Source organism: Devosia sp. P1_H9, assembly GCF_056405135.1.
Genome location: NZ_JBFUCQ010000003.1, coordinates 440,077 through 462,167 on the forward strand (window position 1 = coordinate 440,077; position 22,091 = coordinate 462,167).

Genomic DNA, 22,091 nt, shown 5'->3' on the forward strand with positions numbered 1-22,091 from the left:
CTTAAGCGGGCTGCGACCTAGCCCGAGCGCCGGAACTCCATGATCCAGTTGGTCTCCCAGGTCGCACCGTCATCATACGAAAACGCCTGGCTCCAGCGCGGCGTCTCGGTATCGGTGCCGCTCCAGTCGAACAGCACCTTCACCGGCCGGCCGTCATCCATGTCGTCGCCGGCAAAGCTGCCGCGACCACCCTCGAAGCGGCCGAACACCGGCGGCTCCAGCACGCCCTTGGCCGAGTTGATCCAGTAGATCGCCCACTCGTCCTTTTCGGGGTTGTAGATGCGCAGCGTCATCCCCTTAAAGCCCTTGGTCGGGAAGTCGCTCTCGTCCACCGACACCATGCCACCGAGCATCAGCTGCGCTGTCTCGTAGGAGGTGAAGACGTCCCAATCGGTGCTCCCGACGCCCCGCTGCTTCAGCCGCCGGTTGGTGACCACCCAGTCGCCATGGTTGAACGCAAACCCGCGCCGCGTCTCGCTACCCATTCGTCAGCCTCCCGCCGCCGCCCGATCGGCGACCTCGCGGGGACAGTCATACCCGAGACTCCCGCCACCCGATGTCAGGCTTTGGCCGTCAGCCGCAGTTGTCGAGCACCTTGGTGATCGCCGCCGACGAGCCCGCTGCCCCGAAATCGTTGCTGTCGAAGAATGCGTGCTTCCCCTGCGCATCGGTCCGCACATAGGCGACGCGGATGTTGCCCTTGGCGCGCTGCGCGATCCGAGCCCACTGCCGCGCAACCGGACCACGGACGATCACCGAGCTGCCGTCGCTGTGGATCAGCGGCATGTCTTGGGCAAAACTGGTGGCCCCGGCTGGCGGATCGGGGGTGATCGCGAGGCTGATCGCACGCGCCCCGCTCACCTGCTTATGCGGGGCCCGCACCCAGAATCCCATCGCCAGGTCGCCGCCGCGGCAGGCGAACTGAAACTGCGCGTCGCCATTGTCGAAATAGGCGATCGGGGTGCCGCCGTCCTCGTAGGCCCACTCCGCGGCACCGGCAGCCGTCGCCAGCAGCAGCACCAGCGCCGTCGAAAACACTCTGAGCATACGCATCCCCTGAAACACCGGCGATGTGTAGTCGACTCGCCGCGCGCCTCGCAAGCGCGACGCCCCCGCGTTAACCCTGCGCCTCCCGCACTGTTAACCCCCGATAAACCATCTTTGCCCGGGCCTGCGGCTCTGCTATCAGCCGGACATGTCCGTGCCCCTCGACCATATTCGCAATTTCTCCATCGTCGCCCATATCGACCATGGCAAGTCCACGCTGGCCGACCGGCTGATCCAGCTCACGGGCGGCCTCGAGCTGCGCGAGATGAAGGAGCAGGTGCTCGACTCGATGGATATCGAGCGCGAGCGCGGCATCACCATCAAGGCGCAGACCGTCCGGCTGAGCTACAAGCACACCGACGGCGAGACCTACGTCCTCAACCTGATCGATACCCCCGGCCACGTCGACTTCGCCTACGAAGTGTCGCGCTCGCTGGCCGCCGTCGAGGGCTCGCTCCTGGTCGTCGATGCCTCGCAAGGCGTCGAGGCACAGACCCTCGCCAATGTCTACCACGCCATGGATGCCAACCATGAGCTGGTGGTGGTGCTGAACAAGATCGACCTGCCCGCCGCCGAGCCCGAGCGCATCAAGCAGCAGATCGAGGACGTCATCGGCATCGATGCCTCGGATGCGGTGGAGATTTCCGCCAAATCCGGGCTCAACATCGACAAGGTGCTCGCCGCCATCGTCGAGCGCCTGCCGGCGCCGAAGGGCGACATCAACGCGCCGCTGAAGGCGCTCTTGGTCGACAGCTGGTACGACACCTATCTCGGCGTCGTGGTGCTGATCCGCGTCATCGACGGCACGGTGAAGAAGGGCCAGAAGATCCGCATGATGAATGCGAACGCGGCCTATGAGCTCGACCGCGTCGGCGTGTTCACCCCCAAGCTCGTCGATATCGGCGAACTCGGCCCCGGGGAGATCGGCTTTTTCACCGCCTCGATCAAGGAAGTGGCCGATACCAATGTCGGCGACACCATCACCGACGATCGCCGCCCCACCGCCTCCGCCTTCCCCGGCTTCCGCCCGGCCCAGCCGGTGGTGTTCTGCGGCCTCTTCCCGGTCGACGCCTCGGATTTCGAGGAACTGCGCGCCGCTATGGGCAAGCTCCGGCTCAACGACGCCAGCTTCAGCTACGAGATGGAAACCTCCGCCGCGCTCGGCTTCGGCTTCCGCTGCGGCTTCCTCGGCCTCTTGCACCTCGAAATCATCCAGGAGCGCCTCAGCCGCGAGTTCAACCTCGATCTCATCGCCACCGCCCCGTCGGTGGTCTACGAGGTGCACCTCACCAATGGCGAAACGCTGATGCTGCACAACCCGGCCGACCTGCCGGACGTGGTGCGCATCGATCACATCAGCGAGCCGTGGATCAAGGCCACCATCCTCACCCCCGACGAGTATCTCGGCTCGATCCTCAAGCTCTGCCAGGACCGGCGCGGCATCCAGCGCAACATGACCTATGTCGGCAACCGCGCCATGGTCGAATACGACCTGCCGCTCAACGAGGTGGTGTTCGATTTCTACGACCGGCTGAAGTCGATCTCGAAGGGCTATGCCAGCTTCGACTACACCCTCGCCGATTACCGCGAGGGCGACCTGGTGAAGCTCTCGATCCTCGTCAATTCCGAGCCGGTCGACGCGCTCAGTATGCTCGTCCACCGCAACGTCGCCGAAACGCGCGGCCGCATCATGTGCGAAAAGCTCAAGGACCTGATCCCGCCGCATCTGTTCGTGATCCCGATCCAGGCCGCCATCGGCGGCAAGATCATCGCCCGCGAAACCGTCCGCGCCATGCGCAAGGACGTGACGGCCAAGTGCTACGGCGGCGACGCCACCCGTAAACGAAAACTGCTCGAGAAGCAGAAGGCGGGCAAGAAGAAGATGCGCCAGTTCGGCAGCGTCGAAATCCCGCAGGAAGCCTTCATCAAGGCCCTCAAGATGGGCGACGAGTAGCGCTCGACGCCCATCCTATCCTCGGTGTCATTCCGGCGAAGGCCGGAACCCATCCTGAGATATCTCCACCCCCACAGCGCGCTGAGCCACCCCAGGCTGGGCCCCGGCCTTCGCCGGGGTGACACCGCGCTTGCGACTTAGAACGCCTCAGCCAGCTTCAGCTGACACGCCTGCGCCAGGTCGGTGTTCGGCTTTTCCGCGCCCATCGGCGTCGCCCAGCCGGCCTTCTCGACAATCCCCTTACGCGAATAGGTGGTGGCCGCCTTGAGCTCGGTCATCGTCGTTGCGGTGGCCGCGTCCATGCCGCCGGCGCGCTCGACGCAATAGGGCGTCAGCGCCGCCGCCACGGCGGTGTTCGCCTGCTTGGTCGCCATGTCCTTGGCCGATCCGCCGGTCACCCAGCCGCCCCAGCTGAACCCCACGATCGCGAGGGCAATCGCGCCTACACCCGCGCCCATAAGGCCGGGTTTCAACCAAGTCGGGAGTTGCATGAAAGTGTCCGATCATCTGTCAGACGAGCGCGCCCATTGCGCGCAAGTGGTCGAGGCTAGCACACAAAGCCGGCGCGCCAGCGACAAAACCCGGCCCCCTCGATTTCATCCCCGGTTCACGTATCCTCGGCGAAACCTGATGCCCCCGCCCCCGGATCCGAACCCGATGACCACGCTCGCCGCCCTCGCCGTCTCGCTCCCCCTCGAAACCCTGCCGCCCGGCGCCCAGCTCACCAGCGAGGGCAGCTATTCGGGCCGGCTCTATCTGCTCGAGTCCGGCCGCCTCGCCGTGTCGCGCGAAGGCGTGGCGCTCGCCACCATCGACGAGCCCGGCGCCATCATCGGCGAAATGGCGGTGCTCTTGGGCATCCCGCACAGCGCCACCGTCACGGCGGAAGTCACGACGCAGGTCCGCGTCATCGACGAAGCGCTCGACATCCTCGGCCAGAACCCCGATTTCGCCCTCCACCTCGCCACCCTCGCCTGCGCCAGGCTCAACGCCACGTCGGCGTTGTTGGTCGAGCTCCGGCAAGCCGCCAAAGGCAAGAAGCAGGAACAGGCGCTGATGAGCCGGATATTGGGGGCGATGATGGCGACGCCGACGCAAGTGCGCGGCGGCCGGCGGTGGGGGGATCATGAGTAAGGGGTGTGAATACGGCTGCTTTGCGCCAGAAGCGGACATTCGTGGGGTAACTGGTCGATTCCGAGGGGACCACGCCAAGCGGCCGTTGTTGTGAGACCGGCCATGGACCCAGCTAAACAAAAACTGCCCTGTCTCGGTCCACTATGCGAGACACGTAGCCGGCGACTATCGCTACTCGATGCACCGCCCGTAAGCTCTCGTGAACAACGATCCAGTAGGACCGGCCAATCGTCCGGTGAGACAATACCGGAACCAGCTCCTGATGATGTGACATGAATGCATGGAGGATGCAGCTTGACGCGTGTCGCGGTACCGATGTTGCCTGGATTGCGTCGAATCTGGCCCTCTGCCCTGCTGCGCAACCTCGCCGACTGGCATCGTCGGCTCGACTATCGGTCTTGCCTCAGCAGCTCGCGCCTGGCCGTGGCCGCAACACTCTGCGTCAAATCAGTGAGCCGATCAGCAGCAAGGCGGCTCACTTGCCAGAAGAGCTGCACATCGAGCGTCGAGCCTGGGATGAGCTCGACCAGTCGGCCGGAAGCCAAATGATCGCCCACCAGTCCGGACGGGTTCAGCGCCCACCCCATGCCCCCAACACAAGCATCGACAAAGCTCTGCGTCGAAGGCAACCAATGTGTGGGATAGGTCACGAGTCGACCAAAGGACCGTTGCACCCATTCGTTTTGCAACCGGTCCTTCTGATTGAACGTCAGCGCTGGTGCTTGACCAATCGTTTCCGTCGTTACTCCGGTTGGAAAGTATCGCTCAATGAAGTCCGGACTGGCCGTCGCGTGATATCGGAGCGCTCCCAGGGGCGTTACGCGACACCCCTGGATCGGCTTGCCGAGCGACGTAACGGCAGCGACTACCCGGCCGCGCTGCAGCCACTCTGCGGTATGGCCCTCGTCGTCGACCGCGACGCTCAGCAGATAGTCCGTTCGCCGGCTGAACGCGGTGATCGCCTTAAGGAACCACGTTCCGAGGCTGTCGGCGTTTGTCGCGATATTGAGGGTCACTCTCTGGCTGGGGGATAGGGGGTCCATGAGTCCTGGAAGCTGCTCCAGGAGCTCACCCTCGAGCATCCCTACATGCTCCATGTGTCGACAAAGCCATGCTCCCTTCTCGGTCGCAGTGCATGGGCTGCCTCTTTCGACCAGCACCACGCCGAGACGCTCTTCAAGCAGTTTTACCCGCTGTGAAATGGCCGAAGGCGTTACATTCAAGGCCTTGGCAGCCCTGCCGAAGCTCCCCGTCTGCACGACCATCGCAACAGCCCGCGCGGCATGATAATCAATCATTAGATGTGCTAAATCGCAGTTAGCCAGATTAAGTAGCCTAATCTCCGTTCTGGGCATATCGCAAGCTTGGATATGGAGCGAAGCGGTCCCCAGTGAATTTCTCGGTCTACCTTGCCGGCATGACGATGGGCTTGAGCCTGATCGTCGCCATCGGAGCGCAGAACGCCTTCGTGCTGCGCCAGGGGCTGCGCAACGAGCACGTATTCGCGGTTTCCCTGACTTGCGCGTTGTCCGACGCGGTCTTGATCGTGCTGGGTGTCACCGGCTTCGGAAAGGTGGCCAGCTGGCTGCCGTGGCTCGACCCCGTCATGCGCTACGGTGGAGCCGCCTTCCTGGTCTGGTATGGCGCAAGAAGCCTGCGCTCGGCCCTTCGTTCAAGCGAGGCTTTGACAGTAGCCGCCTTCAGCGAGCAGAGGCGTCTTTCGGCAACGCTGGCAACCTGCCTGGCCCTGACCTGGCTGAACCCGCATGTCTATCTCGATACCGTCGTCTTGCTCGGAACCATCTCCACCCAGTTTCCGGGCGCCGAGGGCTGGTTTGCCACGGGCGCCCTTTCGGGCTCGTTTCTGTTCTTTTTCGCGCTTGGCTATGCAGCGATCTGGCTCCGGCCTCTCTTTGCCAAACCTCAAGCGTGGCGCGTCCTCGAAGGAGTCATAGCTCTGGTCATGTGGGCGATCGCCCTCAAGCTCTTTGTTCACTGACGTTGCAGGACTCGGAAAGGTAACGCGATGTACACGCCGCCGAAATTCAAGGAAAACGATCCAGGTACCATCCGGGCCGTGATCCGTGGAGCCGGGCTGGCGACGCTCGTCACGGCCACGACCGACGGCATTCAGGCCACGCCGCTCCCGCTGCTCTTTGACGAGGGAGAAGGTCCTCACGGGGTTCTCCTCGGGCACGTCTCCAAGGCAAATCGGCAGTGGAGGCTCGCCCCTATGGGCGATGGGCTTGCAATGTTCTCAGGTCCCGACGCCTACGTGACGCCCTCCTGGTATTCGACGAAGGAGGAGACGGGCAAGGTGGTGCCGACGTGGAACTATGTGGCCGTCCACGCTTACGGCCCGGTTGAGTTCTTCGACGAGGAAGGCCGCGTCCGCGACGTAGTTTCGCGGCTGACTTCGTTACACGAGAGCGGACGCGCAGAGCCTTGGAGTGTTGCAGACGCCCCGGAAGCGTACATCCGCTCACAGCTCAAGGGCATCGTCGGCGTGAAGCTGACCATCACACGCCTGGAGGGCAAGCGTAAGATGGGTCAGGACGAAAGCGCCGAGGATCGCATGGGCGCAGCAAGGGGTCTCGCCGCGAGCGACAAGGCGACCGATAGAGCGGTTGCACCGCTGATTCCGACGAACCGACGGTAGTCGCCGCGGCGGCACCCCCTGGACTATCTGCCAGCAACTTCGTTCCTGGAGGACGAAATGTGTCGAACGTCCGCTGTGGGCCAATAGCAGACCTTATCCCCGCCCCCCTCCACGCCTCGTATCCTCCTCGCAAACCCATGCGCGAAAGGACACGGCATGCCGAAACCCACCTCCACCCTCACCCCCGAGATCATTGTCGCCCATGAACGGCTCTACCCGCGCCTTGCGAGCCTGTTGAAGCACGTCGAGCGCGTGGCGGCGCAGCGGCCGATGCAGCCGGTGCCGATCGAGAGCGTGAAGCTGGCGCGGGAGCTTTGCCAGGAGGCGGGGCTGCTGCTCGGCAAGCACGGGCGGGGAATCGCGGTGCCGCGCGGCGCCGCCGCCGTGGCGCTCGATCATGCGAGCCTCGCCGTGGCGCTCGGGCAGGCGGTGGCCGGGCTCGAGGCGTTCGAGGGCGAGCATGCGCAGTTGAGCGCCCGGCATCAGGCGATCTGCTGGACGCTGCCCGATGGCAAGCGCCAGCCCGTCGCTCGCCTTTTGCCGCTGACGCCGCCCAAGGGCGCGACCATATGGGACGAGGAGGAGCGGGAGTTCACCAAGGAGCGGCACGCCGCCGTCGTCCGCCGGCTCATCCATCGCGAGAACCAGACCTACCTGGTCGGCTACCGCGACGGCCGCGCCGGCAGGCCGCCACGCAAGCCACTCGAGAAGATGGCGACCGTGAACTGACGGCGCTTTGGCGCTGAGCCGCTCAAAGCCGGTGGCCGTGAGGGCACGCCCCAAAATCGGGGCGCCTCACCCCCACCCTATCCCTCCCCGCAAGGGGGAGGGTGCCGCATCGTGCTTGTGGCACCTTCGGGCGCCACCCCAACGATGTCACCCCGGCGCAGGCCGGGGCCCATCCCGAGGTGCCCAAGCTCGAGCGCAGGATCCGACACATCTCAGGATGGATCCCGGCCTCCGCCGGGATGACATCAAAAACTCAGTCATTTCAGCCACTTAGCCGAAATCTGAAAAATCCTCTCCCCGCGTCTTCCACGCCCCTTACCCTCTCCGCATCTCTCCACACGGGGACGGGGTCGCGACGAACGGTCCGTGGGGAGGGGTCGGGTGGTGGGGGAGTCGTTCTCCACCAGGCGGAAAGCATGACGGCCTGGGCCGGTTCGCCGGCCAAGCCGCTAGCAACGCGAAGTGGCGCAGATGCATGCGCTGCACGGGGTGAAGGCCGCCAGGCATAAGGTGGCCGGGGCAAAGGGCGGGGCGGTGCTGGCATTCCGGCCGCCCTCCGGCGCTCCATCGCTCTCGCGATGCGGCAGGGGATGCGCCCCAGCCCTCGTGCCATAGGCCCAAAGATCCCGATCGGCCGGCGAGGCAGCGCTTCGCCACTCACTGCGGACTACCCGCTCGAGGCAATGCCTCGCCGGCCAGTTCCCGCCCAGCATCTTCCGGAGCCCCGTGGGCTGCCGGACGCTTCGGCACGCCCCGGCGCGCCCTTGCGCTGCCCCACTGCCAGGGGAGTGACCGCCTCGCTTCCGTCCGGTACTCTGGGCCTCGACTGAGCGAGAGGAAGCGGGTCCGTGATGCGGACGTTCCGCGCAACGATGGCGGCGCTGCTGGCGCTGGGCGTCATGGCCACAGCGCCAATGCCCGCGAGCGCCGATGCGCTCACCTATGGCGGCGACCTGCTGCGCACCGGCTGGTACGCCGACCAGCCCGGGCTCGGTCCGACTGCGGTATCGGCGGCCGATTTCGGCCAGCTCTGGTCGGCCGAAGTCACCGGCCAGGTCTACGCCCAACCGCTCGTCAGCCATGGCACGGTGCTGATCGCCACCGAAACGAACGACATCTACGGGCTCGACGTGCGGGACGGCTCGCAGAAGTGGACCCGCAAGCTCCACGCCCCCTGGAAGGCGATCGACATCGGCTGCCCGGACCTGGTCCCGGACGTGGGCATCACTGGCACCCCGGTGATCGATCCCGCCACCAACACCGCCTACTTCCTCGCCAAGACCTACGCCAGCGGCACGAGTGGTCCGGCCGCGTGGTACGCACACGCCATCGACGTGGCTACCGGAGCGGAGCGTGACGGCTTTCCGGTGGCGATCGTAGGCACCGCTGCCAATGCGCCGGGCACGCAGTTCAACCCGACGACCCAGGGCCAGCGCGCCGGCCTGCTGCTGATGGACGGCGTAGTCTACGCCGCGTTCGCCGGCTACTGCGACGCGCCGCCATTCCAGGGCTGGGTGGTGGGCATCTCCACGCTGGGCGCGGTGCCGACGCTGTGGTCGGCCGTCGCCCATGAGGCTGGCGGCGAAGGCGCGGGCATCTGGCAGTCGGGCGGCGGGCTGGTCAGCGACAAGCCCGGCTCGATCGTGTTCGCCACCGGCAACGGCACCACGCTCACGGCGCCCACGACCAGCGCGCAACCGCCCGCGACCGGATACGGCCAGGCGGTCGTCCGGGTGAACGTGAAACCGGACGGATCGCTAGCGGTCGCCGACTTCTTCATCCCCTACGACGCCGGGTACCTCAACACCTTCGATGGCGACCTCGGCTCCGGCGCGCCCATCGTGCTGCCGCCCGCCTACTTCGGCACGCCGGACGCACCGAGCCTCCTGCTCGAAGTGGGCAAGGAGGGCTACCTCTACCTGATGGATGCCAGCAACCTGGGCGGCTACAAGCAGGGCTCCGCCGAAGGCGATGCGGTCATCAACCGGATCGGCCCCGACGGCGGCGTGTGGGGCAAGCCGACGCCGTGGGGCGGCAACGGCGGCTACGTCTATGTCCCGACGGCATCGCCTGGTCCGACAGGCTCGGGCAGCAGCGGGTTCCTGCACGCCTACAAGTACGGCCTCGATGGCGCCGGCAAGCCCACTCTGAGCCTCGTCGGAAGCTCGAGCGACGGGTTCGGCTTCGGCTCGGGTTCCGCGGTCGTCACGTCCGACGGCGACGCGTCGGGATCGGCGGTGGTCTGGACCATCTGGCGTCCGAACATCACTGACGATGCGCAGCTCAGGGCCTACGACCCGGTTCCCGTCGACGGGGTGATGCAGCTGCGGCGGAGCTTCCCGATCGGCAGATCGACAAAGTTCTCCGTGCCGGCAGTGTCGGACAACAAGCTCTTTGTCGGAACCTATGACGGGCATGTGCTCGCATTCGGCCGTCCGGTGAACGCCGTGCTCACTGCCGCGCCGCTCACCTTCCCGGCAACGACGGTCGGCCAGTCGGCGACACTGGACGCGACCTTCACCGCACGGCAAGCCACGACAATCGAGAACGCAACGATGGATGGAGCCGGGTTCACATCGGGCCCGCCGGCGCCCGCCTACAGCACCGCGCTGACTCCGGGAGATACGCTCACGCTGCCGGTCACGTTCACGCCCGCCGCAGTCGGCAACGCCTCCGGAACGCTCACGCTCGACACGCCGCAAGGTATCGCCACCATCGCCCTGTCCGGCGCCGGGCAGTCGCCGAGCCCGCTGCTGACGATCAACCCGACCGCGATCAGCTTCGGCGGCATCGCAACAGGCGCGACGCGCACCGCCTCGGTGATGCTGGCCAACGCCGGCGCCCAACCCCTGCAGCTCACGTCGCTGGCCCCGCCGGGCGCGCCGTTCGACGCGAGCGGCCTGCCGCAACCCGGTACCGAGATTCCGAGCGGCGGGGAGGTTCTGGTGACGCTCGGCTTCTCGCCAACGGCGAACGGACTGTTCGCCGATCAGCTCGTCGTAGAAAGCAGCGGCGACACGATTGCCGTCGACCTCACCGGGTCGGCCGGCTCCCCCGCCGAGCTCGCCGTGTCGTCGACCACGATCACGCCTCCCGATACCCCCGTCGGCGGCTGGGCCGAGCAATCGTTCACCGTCAGCAACACTGGCGGTACCGACCTCACGATCACCAGGTCGAAGCCGCCGACTGGCGCGTTCACCGCACTGACGTCGCTGGCCGAAGGCAGCCGCATCGCGGCTGGCGCCTCGGTCACACAGCGCGTTCGCTTCGCGCCCGCCGCCGCCGGTAGCTTCTCGGGCACGTGGGAGCTCAACGGCGACGGCGCATCGACCGCAACGCGCGTCGCCTTCACCGGCACCGGAACACCGAGCACCGGCATCCCGTCCCCGATCGGGGGCGCGTGGACACTGAGCGGCAGCGCAACGATCGAGGGCGATCAGCTCGTCCTGACGCCGACTACGCCGCAGGTCGCGGGGGCATCATTCTGGCCGACGGCGGTCGATCCGTCGGCACTGACGGTCACGTTCGACCTGACGATCGACCAGGGAGAAGGTGCCGACGGCGCGACCTTCGCCATCATCCCCGGCACCGCCAACCCTTCGGAGGTCGGCAACCCCGGCCAAGGGCTCGGGTGGGCCCCGCTTGGCGGCGTCGCGGTTGTGTTCGACACGCACCGGAACGAGAACGACCCGGCAGACAACTTCGTCGGGATCGCACACCTCGAGGGAGGGGCTATCGTGCTCGACGCGATGAACTCGACGATCCCTGCGCTGCTCAACAGCACGCGGCACGTCGTCATCACCAGCGCCGACGGACGGCTGGCCGTGTCGATCGACGGCATCCAGTATCTCGAAGCCGTCATCGCCTTGCCGCCGAGCGCGCTGGTCGGCTTCACCGCGTCGACGGGTGGCCGCACCAGTCGTCACGCCATCAGCAACGTGTCGTTCGGCTCGGCCGCGACGGCTCCGCCGATCCCTCTTCCACGCCCGCGTTCGTAGCTCGGGCACGGTCAGCCCTGCGCTGCCCGTACCTGCCGCATGAAATCGGCAATGAGCGCTTCCATCTCGGCCGCCGGCAGCCCGTAGCACCCCTCGGCATCGTCGACGCCCATGTTGCCGCTGATCACGAAGGCCCGTAACCCCTCGCCCGCCAGCCCCACTGCCCTGGCAATGCTGAGCCCGCCGACGACCTGCACCGACACGTCACTACCCACCGCCCGGTGCACGGCGATCGCCACCTCCGACAGGTAGTCCGAGGCGAACAGCGCCGGATCGGCACGGCGGGCATCGAGCTGCAGGTGAAGCCCTACCCCGTCTACACCGGCATCGACCATGCGGCGGGCCACGTCGACCGCAACGTTGGCCGGCCCCTGCTGCGGCAAGAGAATATCGGCAAAAGCCAGCCGCGGCAGCGCCGGGTCGGCCGCGCGGAACTCGTCGCGCACGGCGCAGATGCCGCGGGCACTGGCCTCCCCGGCCAGCGCCAGGAAATCGATGATATTGCCGCCACCCCGATACACCGCGCGGGCCTCGAAGGCGCCTCCATCCATGGTCTTCATGTCCGCCAGCAGCAGGGCATCCGGAAATGCCTGCCGGAACGCCGGCACCACATTGTAGACGCCGGCGCATTTGAGCAGCGGCGTGCCCATCTCCACCAGCGTTATCCCGGCCGAGAGAGCCGCTCCAGCCACGGTCAGACCCTGTGGAACGTTGTCGACATCCACCGAGATTTGGAAGGTGAACTCGCGGCGCAACTGGTCGAGCACGCGCTGCGACGCGGCATGGTTGGTCGACGTCATGGCAGAACTCCCCCAATGACCTGCTCCCCGCAGGCAGAAGAGACCCGGCAGCATCCCGCCGGACCCGATCACGATCGTTGTCGCTCAGTCGAAGAAGTCGGCGTCGCCCTCGGTCAGGTACTTCTTGGCTTCCTTGGGGATCAAATTGACGCCCAGGCCCGGGCGATCCGGCACGTCGATCATGCCGCCCTTTACCGGGAAGCCGTCGAAGCCCTCGGTGATGTCGTACCAGAACGGCTCGAAGCGCGCCGGGTACTCGAAGGCTATGAAGTTGTCCGGCAGCGTCGCCGACATCTGGACCAGCGCCGCGAGGCCGAGAATGCCGTTGGCGGTGCCGTGCGGCGCCACGGCGATGCCGTGCAGGTCCGCATGCTCGGCCACCCACTTGAGCTCGGCCATGCCGCCGACGTCGCAGGGATCGGGCCCGATGACGTTGACCGCGTGGCTTTCGATCAGCTGCTTGTAGTGCTGGCGGAGGTAAATCTGCTCGCCGGTATGGATCGGCGTGGTCGTGTGGTGGGTCACGTCGCGATAGACGTCGGGGTTGACGTAGGGCGAGTAGTCGCCGGTGACGCTGTCCTCGACCCACATCAGGTGCAGGTGCTCCACGGCCTTGGCAAAGCGCAGCGCATCGAGCGGCATGAAGCCGGGGCCAGCGTCGACCGCGGTGTTGTACCCCGCGCCCAGCGTCTCACGGGCGGAGGTGATGCAGGCAACCAGGTGGTCCATGCCCTCCTTGGTCATCACGCCCTTATGGGGATAGGGGAACGGCGCGTCGTGCTGCACGTCGCCGTAGAAATAGTTCGGGAAGTCGCGGACCATCGACGAGTGAAACGCGGTCGGCAGCTTGAACAGGTTCCACTCGCCCTGCAGCGACTTGCCGTACTCGGCCCAGCGCTTGTAGCCCGCCGGCGTGTGCTCGGCGCCACCGGGCACTTCCGCCTGGTAGAGCGTGCGATAGGTGCGGACCTGGTCGCGCACCTTGCCGCCGAGGAGGCGATGGACCGGCGAGTTCGCCGCCTTGCCCGCGATATCCCACAAGGCATGTTCGATGGCGCTGACCGCCGAGCCGAATGGCTTGAAACCGCCGCGCACGCGGATGCGGCGCATCACGCGCTCCACGTCGCGCGGGTCCTGGCCGACGATCCAGTCCTTCAGTTGCAGCACCTGCGGCTGCACGTAAGGCTTGGGCGTCTCGATCTGGCTCCAACCGGTAATGCCCTCGTCCGTGGTGATGCGGAGCACCGGGCTAGAGGCAATGATCGCGCACTTAAGGTCAGTAATCTTCAATCGGGGATCCTCCTCAAAATCCTGCCATACCAGTTGGCAGCTATAGCCGCATTCGTCTGCCCGATTGAAGGCGTGAAATTCGTCAAAAGGTCGGGGTGTGCATGCCGGCGCCACGATGCGACGGTAGGGATTCGAGGGATCGCCGAGAGGGCGGCGGGCGGCTATGCGGCGGGATTACGATTCCGCCGACTGGATCGTGCTCGGAAATACTGGGGGACCCATATGACCAAGATCACCGGCATCGAGACGATACGCACCCGGGCCGATGGCACCTGGCTGTTCGTCAAGGTCCTGACCGACCAGCCTGGCCTCTACGGCATCGGCTCGGCCAGCGACCACTATCGGTGCAAGGTGGTGCAGACCGCGATCGAAACAGTCACCCCGTTGCTGATCGGGCGCGATGTCAGCCGCATCGAGGACATCTGGCAGTCGATCTATACCCAGAGCTACTGGCGCAATGACGCCATCGGCAACACCGTGCAGTCCGGTATCGACGTGGCCCTGTGGGACATCAAGGGCAAGGAAGCCGGCATGCCGGTCTACCAGCTGCTCGGTGGCAAGACGCGCAGCGCCGTCGCCGCCTATGCCCACGCCCAAGGCAACTCCATCACCGAACTCGAGGACGACGTCCGCCGCTACTGGGAAGAGGGTTACACCGTCATCCGCTGCCAGCTCGGCAATTATGGCGGCGGCGGCTTCGTCGATCGCGCCGATGCCCGTGGGCCCAAGAACCATTGGCCGCAGGACAAGGCCTTCGACGACGACGCCTATCTCCAGGCGATCCCCGAGATGTTCGCCCACCTGCGCAACAAGCTCGGCTGGGGTCCGAAGTTCACCCACGACGTGCACGAGCACCTCGCGCCGCACAACGCCGTGCAACTGGCCAAGCTACTCGAGCCCTACCGGCTCTACTTCCTCGAGGACCTGCTCTCGCCCGAGCAGGTGCAGTGGTACCGGCTGGTACGCCAGCAATGCGCCACGCCGCAGGCGATGGGCGAGCTGTTCATCAATCCGCATGAGTACCTGCCCCTGATCACCGAGCGGCTGATCGACTTCGTGCGCGTACGCATCTCGAAGGGCGGTGGCATCACCAATGCGCGGAAGATCGCCACACTGTGCGAATGGTTCGGCGTTCAAACCGCCTGGCAGGAGGGCGGCGACAACGACCCGGTCAACCAGATGGCGGCGATGCATGTCGATCTCGCCAGCACGGCCTTCGGCATCCAGGAAGAGAACCACTTCAAGCCCGAGGAATACGACTTGTTCCCGGGGCACGCCTTGCTCGAAGGGGGCTACCTCTACGGCAACGAGCAGCCGGGCCTCGGCATCGACATCGACGTCAAGAAAGCCCAGGCGCTGCTCGATCCCGACAAGGCGGCCAAGTCCTACTACATGGCTGAAGACCGCCGCCGCGACGGCCAGATCGTCCGTCCCTGATCAGAAGCCGTAGTTCACGCCAAGCTTGACGATATGAAGGTCCTGCTGGGCATCGGCAGAACTGGCGGGCGCATAGTCGAACTGGCTGCCGAGCGAGACGAAATCGTACTCGATGCCGGCGGTGGCGTTTTCGCTGAAGGCGAATTCGGTCCCGAGTCCCACCGTCCAGCCGGTCGCGATCGCATCGGCCGACATCGGTGGCGCGGGCGGCAGTGGTGCAGTGGGGGTAAGCGTCGAGCGCACCCCGCCCGCGGCTAGGCCGCCCTTGGCGTAGAGCAGCAACGTGTCGGCGGCGTAGCCGACCCGGCCGGTCACCGTGCCGAGCCAGTCGAGGTCGTAGCTGTAGTCGAGGCTATTCAGCCCATCGGTGGCGCTGCCGCTGCCGCCGATCCAGGTTTTCGCGAGATCGGCCTCGGCGCCCAGCACCAGCACCCCGGCCTCGGCGTTGACGCCCGCCCGAATACCGGCCAGCCAGCCGCTCGCCGCGAGGTCCAGCGGATCGACCAAACCGCCCGGCTCGGTCAGCGTGACGTCCCCGCTGCCCGCGCCGACGAACATGCCGGCATAAGCTCCCGACCAGTCGTAGCCGGCAGCTGCCGCGATGGCATCAGGATCGTCGACAATCATGTCGGCAGCTGCAGCTGTGCCGCTCCCGAGGCCCGCAACGGCCAGGAGCATGAGCGCAGAAATTCGCATGGTGTGGCCCCCCATAAGTTCCGCGGTCGCGACCTTAGGACGGGGAGCGTGATGCCGCCGTCATCGAGGGCGGCGAGATAACGGCCGGCATGGTAACCACGCCGGCCAATCGATCAAGCGGCGCTGACGCGCCAGATCACGTCACCCACGTCGTCTGCCATCAGCACTGCCCCGTCCGGGCCGATGACGACGCCAACGGGGCGGCCATACGACTCCTTCTCGTCGGGCGACAGGAAGCCGGTGAGGATTTCGCGCGGCGTGCCGGTCGGCTTGCCGTTGGCAAAGGGCACGAAGGCAAGCTTGTAGCCCGAGAGCGTCGAGCGGTTCCACGAGCCGTGCTGGCCGATGGCCATGCCGTTACCGAAGCCGGGGAGCGTCCCCTCGGGCAGCCAGCAGAGCCCGAGCGAGGCGGTGTGGCCGCCGAGTGCGAAGTCGGGGGCGATGGCGGAGGCGACCTTGGCCGGATCCTGCGGCACGCGATCGTCGACGATCTTGCCCCAGTACGAATACGGCCAGCCGTAGAAGCCGCCGTCCTTGACCGAGGTCAGGTAGTCGGGCGGCGTCTCGTCGCCGATACCGTCGCGCTCGTTGACCACGGTGAAGAGTTCGCCCGTAGTTGGCTCGAACGCGAGGCCAACCGGGTTGCGAAGGCCGCCGGCGAAGATGCGGCTCTTGCCCGTCGTGAGGTCGAGCTCGTAGATGCAGGCGCGGCCGTCCTCGACCGCCATGCCGGCTTCGCCGATATTGCTCTGCGATCCGACACCGACATAGAGCTTGGTCTGATCGGCGCTGGGGAGCAGGCTGCGGGTCCAGTGGCCGCCCGGCTTGGTGTCCATCAGCTTCTTGCCCGCCGCGGTGATCCGGGTGTCGCCGACCTTGAAGGGGTAGGCATAGACACCGTCGGTGTTCCCCACATAGAGCGTCTCGCCGATCAGTTGCATGCCGAAGGGCTGGTTGAGGCCCTCGAGCAGGGTGTGCCGCACTTCGGCGACGCCATCACCATCGGCGTCGCGCAGCAGCGTGATCCGATTGGGGCTCTCACCAACCGCCGCGGCGCGGCGCATGGTGGTGAAGATCGCGTAGTCGAACGGGGTCTTGATGCCCCCCGGGGTGCTCAGCGCCTCGGCCACCAGCACATCGCCATTGGGCAGCACGTGCATCCAGCGCGGGTGCTTCAGGCCCTTGGCGAAGGCATTGACCTTAAGCCCGGCTGCGGCGGTCGGCTTGTGGTCGCCGGCCCAGCCGCGGGCCGTCGGCATCTTCAGCGTCGGGATGGACTGCGGCCGCGCCTCGGGGATGTCCGGGGCGTTGCCGTAGATTGGATTGCGCTTGGGCTCGTTGAAGCTGCGCGCCAGAATCGCGCCGGCTCCGATCCAGGCAACCACGCGGGCGTAGATATCGGCGAAACTCATGCTGTCCTCTGCATATCGCGGCGCGTTGAGCGCGCCGCCCATTGCTGCCGCATACTTGTCTGCGGCACTTGGCGCAACTCGGCGTTACTCGATGCCGGCTGCCTTGAGGTCGGCCCACACATCATCCTGCGGCTCATAGCCGATCCACTCCCGGGCTTCCTCGAGTTCCCAGGCCATGCCGGTATTGTTCGACATGCCGGAAACCACGATTGCCGGACCCGGCCACTTGCTCGCATCGGCCCTGAGGGCCGCGTCCATCAGTCGGAGGTGATCGCCGTTGGAAAGCCACATGTTGCGGTACCACAGCGCGTTGCGCTTGATCATCACTTCATCGGTTTCGCCGCGATCGCCACCGCCGCTGCCAGCCAGGGTCCGCGCGAGGTTCTCGCCGCGCTGGCACCAGCCGATGCGGGTCGAAACCGCGGTGATGCGGCCCTCGGTCGCCGCGGCGCGGGCAGCGCAGACGCGCTCGCCCAGCACCTTGGTGGCACCGTAGGCGGAGCCCCATTTGTAGCCTTCGCTATCGTGGTAGCGCGTGCCGCTGATCTGCGGTGTCGACATCCTGAGCTTGCCGTCGGCCGGTAGCGGCGCGTCCTTGTAGCCGCCCATGGCGTGGTTGGAGGACGCGAAGATGAAGCGGCAGGGCTTGGTGCCACCGCCGGCCTGCTCGAGCAGGTTCGCCGTCATGTCGAACGAGGCCGCCGACTCGGCCCAGTTGGAAGTGGGCGCCGGGTTAGCCGAGGCGTAGTGGACGATGCCGTCGGCGGCCTGCGCCTCCTTGCGCCAGCGTCCGTCGTACGGGTCGGCAAGGTCGGCGACTACCACCCTGGTCTTCTTGCCCGCAGTGAAGGGCTTCACGTCGATGGCGACGATTTCCTCCACCCAGTCCGCTGTTTCCAGGTGCTCCCTGAGCTTACTGCCCAGGTTTCCCGCGCCCCCGGTAATCACTACCCGCATAGTCGTTCCTCCTCGGACGGGGCTGCCCCCGTTCTCTCGATGTCGCGTATAACACCCCCCGCGTCGGTCGTTACAGTGGAGAGCATCATGCAGATCGGTATTGTCGGGTTGGGCCGCATGGGCGGCAATATCGCCAAACGGCTGATGCGTGCCGGGCACGACGTCGCGGTCTACGATATCGACGCGGCCACGCGGGCTGCACTCGGCAATGACGGCGCACGTCCGGCCGAGACGCTCGAGGCACTGGTCGCCTCGCTGACTGAGAGCCCGCGCGCCATCTGGGTGATGCTGCCGGCCGGCAAGATCACCGAGGGTACCATCGCCCACCTCGCCTCCTGCCTCGCGCCGGGCGACATCCTGATCGATGGCGGCAACTCCTACTACAAGGACGATATCCGCCGCGCCGCCGAGCTGCAGAAGACCGGCATCCGCTATATCGATGTCGGCACCTCGGGCGGCGTCTGGGGGCTGGAGCGCGGCTATTGCCTGATGATCGGCGGCGAGAAGGCGGCAGTCGACCACCTCGATCCGATCTTTGCAGCGCTGGCGCCCGGCAAGGGCGAGATCGAGGAGACGCCGGGCCGCGGCGGCTTCGATCCGCGGGTCGAGCAGGGCTACATTCATGCCGGGCCGGCGGGCGCCGGGCACTTCGTCAAGATGGTCCACAACGGTATCGAGTACGGCATGATGCAGGCCTATGCCGAGGGCTTCAACATCCTCGAGAGCAAGAACGCCGAGGTGCTGCCGCCGGGCGAGCGGTTCGAGCTCAACGTCGCCGATATCGCCGAAGTCTGGCGGCGCGGTTCGGTGGTGACCTCATGGCTGCTGGATCTATCGGCGATCGCGCTGGCCAAGGACCCCAAGCTCGAGGCTTTCTCCGGCCACGTGGCGGATTCCGGCGAAGGCCGTTGGACGGTCGAGGCAGCGATCGAGGAAGCCGTACCGGCCGAGGTGCTGACCGCCGCGTTGTTCACCCGCTTCCGCTCGCGCCAGGAGCATAACTTCGCCGAGAAGATGCTGTCTGCGATGCGGCTCGGCTTCGGCGGCCACAAGGAACAGAACTAGGGCGCTTTGTCCGCCATCGCGGTGCAGAGGTTGGTGACGCCGGCGAACTGCGCCAGCTGTTCGTCGTTGGGCTTGGGCGCGGCAACTGCTTCCCACAGGTTGTCCTGTTCCACCTGCTCGACAGCGCAAGCGCAATAGCGCTCGCAGCGCGCCGCGCCCGAACCGGCGGCGAGGCAGCTCTGCGTGCAGCTCTGCACGAACGCCTGCGCCTCTGTGAGCACCGGCGGCGAGAGCACCGGCGCTTGCAACTGCGCCAGCCCGAAGAATACCGCGATGATCAGCGGCTGGTGCAGCACGTAGATCGGCAGGCTCCAGCGCCCCATGAAGGCGAGCCCGCGGGCCAGAGGCTCGCTGCTGTGGAAATGCCCCAGATCCTCGGCAAGCGGCGAGGCGAGGATCAGCCGCATGGCGGCCATACCGAGCAGCACGACGCCGAACCACGGGAAGATCGGCACCACGTCGCTGGTCGGCGGCGAGGTTGGCCAGAACCCGATCCAGCCGAGCTCGCGGCTCGAAAACACCGGGTCGTTGTAGAGGAAATTGGCGGCGATCACCGCGACGCCAATCGCCGCGACAAGCCACGGCGGCAGCCGCAGGAACGCGAGCCCCATCAACGAGAAGAGCGCGATCGCGTGCAGCACCCCGAAGAACACGAAGAAGTCGGGGAACATCCAGTAGGTGCCCGCCGTGACCAGCAGCGCACAGGCAACGAGGATGCCGAAGCGCCGCCAGAACTTGTTCCAGCGGATGGCCTTGCCATGCGCCAGCACCAGGCCCGCCCCGACCAACAGCAGGAAGCTCGAGACGATCGACTTCTGGAAGATCACCCAGCCGAGTTCGGTGGTGACGTCCACATTCGAGTAGCCGAAATAGTAGAGGTCCCAGGCGACGTGGAAGACGACCATGGCGATGATCGCCACGCCGCGCAGCAGATCGAGCAGCTGGTAGCGGGGACGCGTCCCGCTGCTCAGGTCAAGACTCACCCGCTTCGTCCCCCGGTTTCGATTTCCGCGACCATAGTGGAACGGCGCCGCCGCTCAAGCGTCGAACTAGCCGCGACCGCGATAGCCGGGTACGCCCTGCTCAGGCAACCACAGGTTGGCCGGTGCCGCGCCGGTCTGCCAGAACACATCGATGGGAATGCCGCCGCGCGGATACCAGTAGCCGCCGATCCGCAGCCACCGCGGCGCAAGCGCGTCGACCAGGCGCTTCGCTATGTCGACCGTCGTTGCTTCGTGGAAAGCGCCGTGGTTGCGGTACGAGAACATGAACAGCTTCAGCGATTTCGACTCGATCATCCACTGGTCGGCGACGTAGTCGATGACCAGATGCGCGAAATCCGGCTGCCCGGTGATCGGGCAGAGCGCGGTGAACTCCGGCACGGTGAAGCGGATCAGGTAGTCGATATCCGGGTGCGGGTTTGGCACCCGATCGAGCACGGCGCTGGCCGGATCGAGTGGAATCTCGGCCGGGCGGCCGAGGACGGACGTATCCATTTGTTCTCTCCAATGTCGAGCCCGGCAGGTGACCGGGGACGGGAGGTTTCGGGCTGCAGCCGGTAAGGAACCGGCGCGGCGCCTCCCATACGCGCGCCCCGCCGGTGCGGCCAGCGAAATCGTGCGCTTCGCATCGTCGCAAAGCTCGGCTACCATTCCCGCATGTGTACGGGCAGGTTGAGTTGATGGAGCAGATTCTCGTGGCAGCGGCGACGCTGCCAGTCAGTGTGTTGGGACCACGGGCGGTATTGGTCAGCGAGGGAGCACGCACCGGCAAGCTCTACATCCTGAAGTCCGGCGATCTCGAGGTGCTGCGTAACGGCAGTACCGTCGCCGCGATCGGCGATCCCGGCTCGGTGATCGGCGACATGTCGGCGCTGCTCGATTTGCCGCATTCGGCAACCGTCAGGACGCGCAACGGCGCGGAGGTGCACGTCGCTGACGACGCCGACGCATTCCTCGACGCTCACCCCGCGGCGGCGCGGCACATCGCGAAGCTCCTGGCGGCGCGGCTGCACAAGACCACGGCGTTGCTGGTCGATATGCGCAAGCAAGCCAAGGCCCGCGAGGACCAGGACATGTTCGACAAGATCTTCGCTCTACTCGAATAGCAGGAGTTGGATTGGTGGCGGGTCAAGAGACGGAAAGCTGGCTGAAGTTCGATTTCTTTCCCGCTGGCACTGAACTCATCGTGCAGGGCGGACAGGCCGGCGGCAGCATCATGGTGCTGAAGGAAGGCGAGGTCGAAGTCCTGCGGGACGGCAAGTTCGTCTCCACCATCAAGCAGCCCGGCGCCATCTTCGGCGAGATGAGCGTGCTGCTGGAGCGGCCGCATTCGGCGACGGTGCGCGCCGTCACCGACGTGCAGCTCTACGTCATCAATGAAGCGCTCACCGTGCTCGAGGCGCACCCGTCGTGGCTGCTGCAGATCGCGCGGCTCCTGGCGCAGCGCGTCAACGCCACCACCGCGCAACTGGTGGCGTTGCGCAGCCGCGAGGGCGAGGAGAATGACGTCCTCGTGCTCCCGACCAACGTCTTCTCCTCCTGGGCGGATCCGCAGATATGACCGACAAGCCGAAGCTCGCCATCACCTACTGCACGCAATGCAACTGGCTGTTGCGCGCCGCCTGGATGGCGCAGGAAGTCCTCTCGACCTTCAGCCTCGAGATGGGCGAGGTGACGCTGGTGCCCGGCACCGGCGGCATCTTCGAGATCCATCTCGACGGTGTGCTGATCTGGGAGCGCAAGCGCGACGGCGGCTTCCCCGATGCCAAGCAGATCAAGCAGTTGGTGCGCGACCGGATCGATCCGGGCCGGGACCTCGGCCACATCGATCATCCGCATGGCCCCGCCGCCAAGCACGGGCATTCCTGATATCCGGCGTCCTTCAGCACCCTGTTTCAGAAAATTCAGTTGA

The 22,091-nt window shown here is 66.1% G+C and carries 22 protein-coding genes; 11 read left to right on the forward strand and 11 right to left on the reverse strand.

Annotated elements, in window-relative coordinates:
* Positions 1-17: 17 nt before the first annotated feature.
* Both AC1DYL_RS08280 and AC1DYL_RS08285 read right to left on the reverse strand, forming a co-directional pair.
* Entirely contained in the window at positions 18-485 is a 468-nt protein-coding gene (locus AC1DYL_RS08280) for a DUF1579 domain-containing protein (protein ID WP_477172762.1), read from the reverse strand.
* 88 nt (positions 486-573) lie between these two features.
* Entirely contained in the window at positions 574-1,047 is a 474-nt protein-coding gene (locus tag AC1DYL_RS08285; protein ID WP_477172763.1) for a hypothetical protein, read from the reverse strand.
* A gap of 148 nt (positions 1,048-1,195) precedes the next feature.
* Between AC1DYL_RS08285 and lepA the strand changes: the two genes are divergently transcribed.
* Positions 1,196-3,001, forward strand: a complete 1,806-nt coding sequence (gene lepA, locus AC1DYL_RS08290) for a translation elongation factor 4 (protein ID WP_477151450.1) — start codon at positions 1,196-1,198, stop codon at positions 2,999-3,001.
* A gap of 137 nt (positions 3,002-3,138) precedes the next feature.
* On the opposite strand, the gene AC1DYL_RS08295 is transcribed toward lepA, so the two are convergent.
* Complete coding sequence (locus AC1DYL_RS08295) at positions 3,139-3,492, reverse strand: hypothetical protein (protein WP_477172764.1); 354 nt, start codon at positions 3,490-3,492, stop codon at positions 3,139-3,141.
* Between the two features lie 139 nt (positions 3,493-3,631).
* Between AC1DYL_RS08295 and AC1DYL_RS08300 the strand changes: the two genes are divergently transcribed.
* Positions 3,632-4,135, forward strand: a complete 504-nt coding sequence (locus AC1DYL_RS08300) for a Crp/Fnr family transcriptional regulator (RefSeq protein ID WP_477172765.1) — start codon at positions 3,632-3,634, stop codon at positions 4,133-4,135.
* 389 nt (positions 4,136-4,524) lie between these two features.
* Here AC1DYL_RS08300 and AC1DYL_RS08305 read toward each other — a convergent pair whose 3' ends face one another.
* On the reverse strand, positions 4,525-5,433 hold the full coding sequence (locus AC1DYL_RS08305; RefSeq protein WP_477172766.1) for a LysR family transcriptional regulator ArgP: 909 nt from the start codon (positions 5,431-5,433) through the stop codon (positions 4,525-4,527).
* A gap of 92 nt (positions 5,434-5,525) precedes the next feature.
* Here AC1DYL_RS08305 and AC1DYL_RS08310 point away from each other — a divergent pair, with 92 nt between their 5' ends.
* The 4 genes from AC1DYL_RS08310 to AC1DYL_RS08325 all read left to right on the forward strand — a co-directional run bounded on the left by AC1DYL_RS08310 (position 5,526) and on the right by AC1DYL_RS08325 (position 11,521).
* A complete protein-coding gene (locus tag AC1DYL_RS08310; protein WP_477172767.1) occupies positions 5,526-6,134 on the forward strand; it encodes a LysE/ArgO family amino acid transporter in 609 nt (202 codons plus the stop codon).
* Positions 6,135-6,161: 27 nt separating this feature from the next.
* Complete coding sequence (locus AC1DYL_RS08315; RefSeq protein ID WP_477172768.1) at positions 6,162-6,794, forward strand: FMN-binding negative transcriptional regulator; 633 nt, start codon at positions 6,162-6,164, stop codon at positions 6,792-6,794.
* Positions 6,795-6,950: 156 nt separating this feature from the next.
* Positions 6,951-7,523, forward strand: coding sequence for a hypothetical protein (locus AC1DYL_RS08320; protein ID WP_477172769.1), 573 nt, complete (start codon positions 6,951-6,953; stop codon positions 7,521-7,523).
* A gap of 851 nt (positions 7,524-8,374) precedes the next feature.
* The gene (locus AC1DYL_RS08325) at positions 8,375-11,521 is read left to right on the forward strand and encodes a choice-of-anchor D domain-containing protein (RefSeq protein ID WP_477172770.1); all 3,147 of its coding nucleotides are present in this window, start codon (positions 8,375-8,377) and stop codon (positions 11,519-11,521) included.
* 11 nt (positions 11,522-11,532) lie between these two features.
* Here the strand turns inward: AC1DYL_RS08325 and AC1DYL_RS08330 are convergent, their stop codons facing one another.
* Positions 11,533-12,321, reverse strand: a complete 789-nt coding sequence (locus AC1DYL_RS08330) for an orotidine 5'-phosphate decarboxylase / HUMPS family protein (RefSeq protein ID WP_477172771.1) — start codon at positions 12,319-12,321, stop codon at positions 11,533-11,535.
* 84 nt (positions 12,322-12,405) lie between these two features.
* Positions 12,406-13,611: a mandelate racemase/muconate lactonizing enzyme family protein gene (locus AC1DYL_RS08335; protein WP_477172772.1), complete on the reverse strand. Its 1,206-nt coding sequence runs from the start codon at positions 13,609-13,611 to the stop codon at positions 12,406-12,408.
* Between the two features lie 222 nt (positions 13,612-13,833).
* Between AC1DYL_RS08335 and AC1DYL_RS08340 the strand changes: the two genes are divergently transcribed.
* Entirely contained in the window at positions 13,834-15,048 is a 1,215-nt protein-coding gene (locus AC1DYL_RS08340) for an enolase C-terminal domain-like protein (RefSeq protein ID WP_477172773.1), read from the forward strand.
* On the opposite strand, the gene AC1DYL_RS08345 is transcribed toward AC1DYL_RS08340, so the two are convergent.
* The 3 genes from AC1DYL_RS08345 to AC1DYL_RS08355 all read right to left on the reverse strand — a co-directional run bounded on the left by AC1DYL_RS08345 (position 15,049) and on the right by AC1DYL_RS08355 (position 18,113).
* The gene (locus AC1DYL_RS08345; protein ID WP_477172774.1) at positions 15,049-15,744 is read right to left on the reverse strand and encodes an outer membrane protein; all 696 of its coding nucleotides are present in this window, start codon (positions 15,742-15,744) and stop codon (positions 15,049-15,051) included.
* Between the two features lie 113 nt (positions 15,745-15,857).
* On the reverse strand, positions 15,858-17,156 hold the full coding sequence (locus AC1DYL_RS08350) for a PQQ-dependent sugar dehydrogenase (protein ID WP_477172775.1): 1,299 nt from the start codon (positions 17,154-17,156) through the stop codon (positions 15,858-15,860).
* An 84-nt stretch (positions 17,157-17,240) separates the two neighbouring features.
* Positions 17,241-18,113 carry an NAD-dependent epimerase/dehydratase family protein gene (locus tag AC1DYL_RS08355; protein WP_477172776.1) on the reverse strand — a complete coding sequence of 291 codons (873 nt, stop codon included), beginning with the start codon at positions 18,111-18,113 and terminating at the stop codon, positions 17,241-17,243.
* Between the two features lie 87 nt (positions 18,114-18,200).
* Here AC1DYL_RS08355 and gnd point away from each other — a divergent pair, with 87 nt between their 5' ends.
* Positions 18,201-19,178, forward strand: coding sequence for a phosphogluconate dehydrogenase (NAD(+)-dependent, decarboxylating) (gnd, locus tag AC1DYL_RS08360; RefSeq protein WP_477172777.1), 978 nt, complete (start codon positions 18,201-18,203; stop codon positions 19,176-19,178).
* On the opposite strand, the gene AC1DYL_RS08365 is transcribed toward gnd, so the two are convergent.
* Positions 19,175-20,161, reverse strand: coding sequence for an acetyltransferase domain-containing protein (locus AC1DYL_RS08365; protein ID WP_477172778.1), 987 nt, complete (start codon positions 20,159-20,161; stop codon positions 19,175-19,177). The two genes, gnd and AC1DYL_RS08365, sit on opposite strands and share 4 nt — an antisense overlap.
* A gap of 66 nt (positions 20,162-20,227) precedes the next feature.
* Positions 20,228-20,674, reverse strand: a complete 447-nt coding sequence (gene queF, locus AC1DYL_RS08370; protein WP_477156982.1) for a preQ(1) synthase — start codon at positions 20,672-20,674, stop codon at positions 20,228-20,230.
* 185 nt (positions 20,675-20,859) lie between these two features.
* On the opposite strand from queF, the gene AC1DYL_RS08375 reads away from it, so the two are divergent.
* From AC1DYL_RS08375 to AC1DYL_RS08385, 3 genes are read left to right on the forward strand one after another with little or no spacing between them, the layout of a single operon-like run.
* Positions 20,860-21,285, forward strand: a complete 426-nt coding sequence (locus AC1DYL_RS08375) for a cyclic nucleotide-binding domain-containing protein (RefSeq protein WP_477172779.1) — start codon at positions 20,860-20,862, stop codon at positions 21,283-21,285.
* Between the two features lie 14 nt (positions 21,286-21,299).
* Entirely contained in the window at positions 21,300-21,740 is a 441-nt protein-coding gene (locus AC1DYL_RS08380; RefSeq protein WP_477172780.1) for a Crp/Fnr family transcriptional regulator, read from the forward strand.
* Entirely contained in the window at positions 21,737-22,048 is a 312-nt protein-coding gene (locus tag AC1DYL_RS08385; RefSeq protein WP_477151431.1) for an Rdx family protein, read from the forward strand. The genes AC1DYL_RS08380 and AC1DYL_RS08385 overlap by 4 nt, the downstream gene beginning before the upstream one ends.
* The last annotated feature ends 43 nt before the right edge of the window (positions 22,049-22,091 follow it).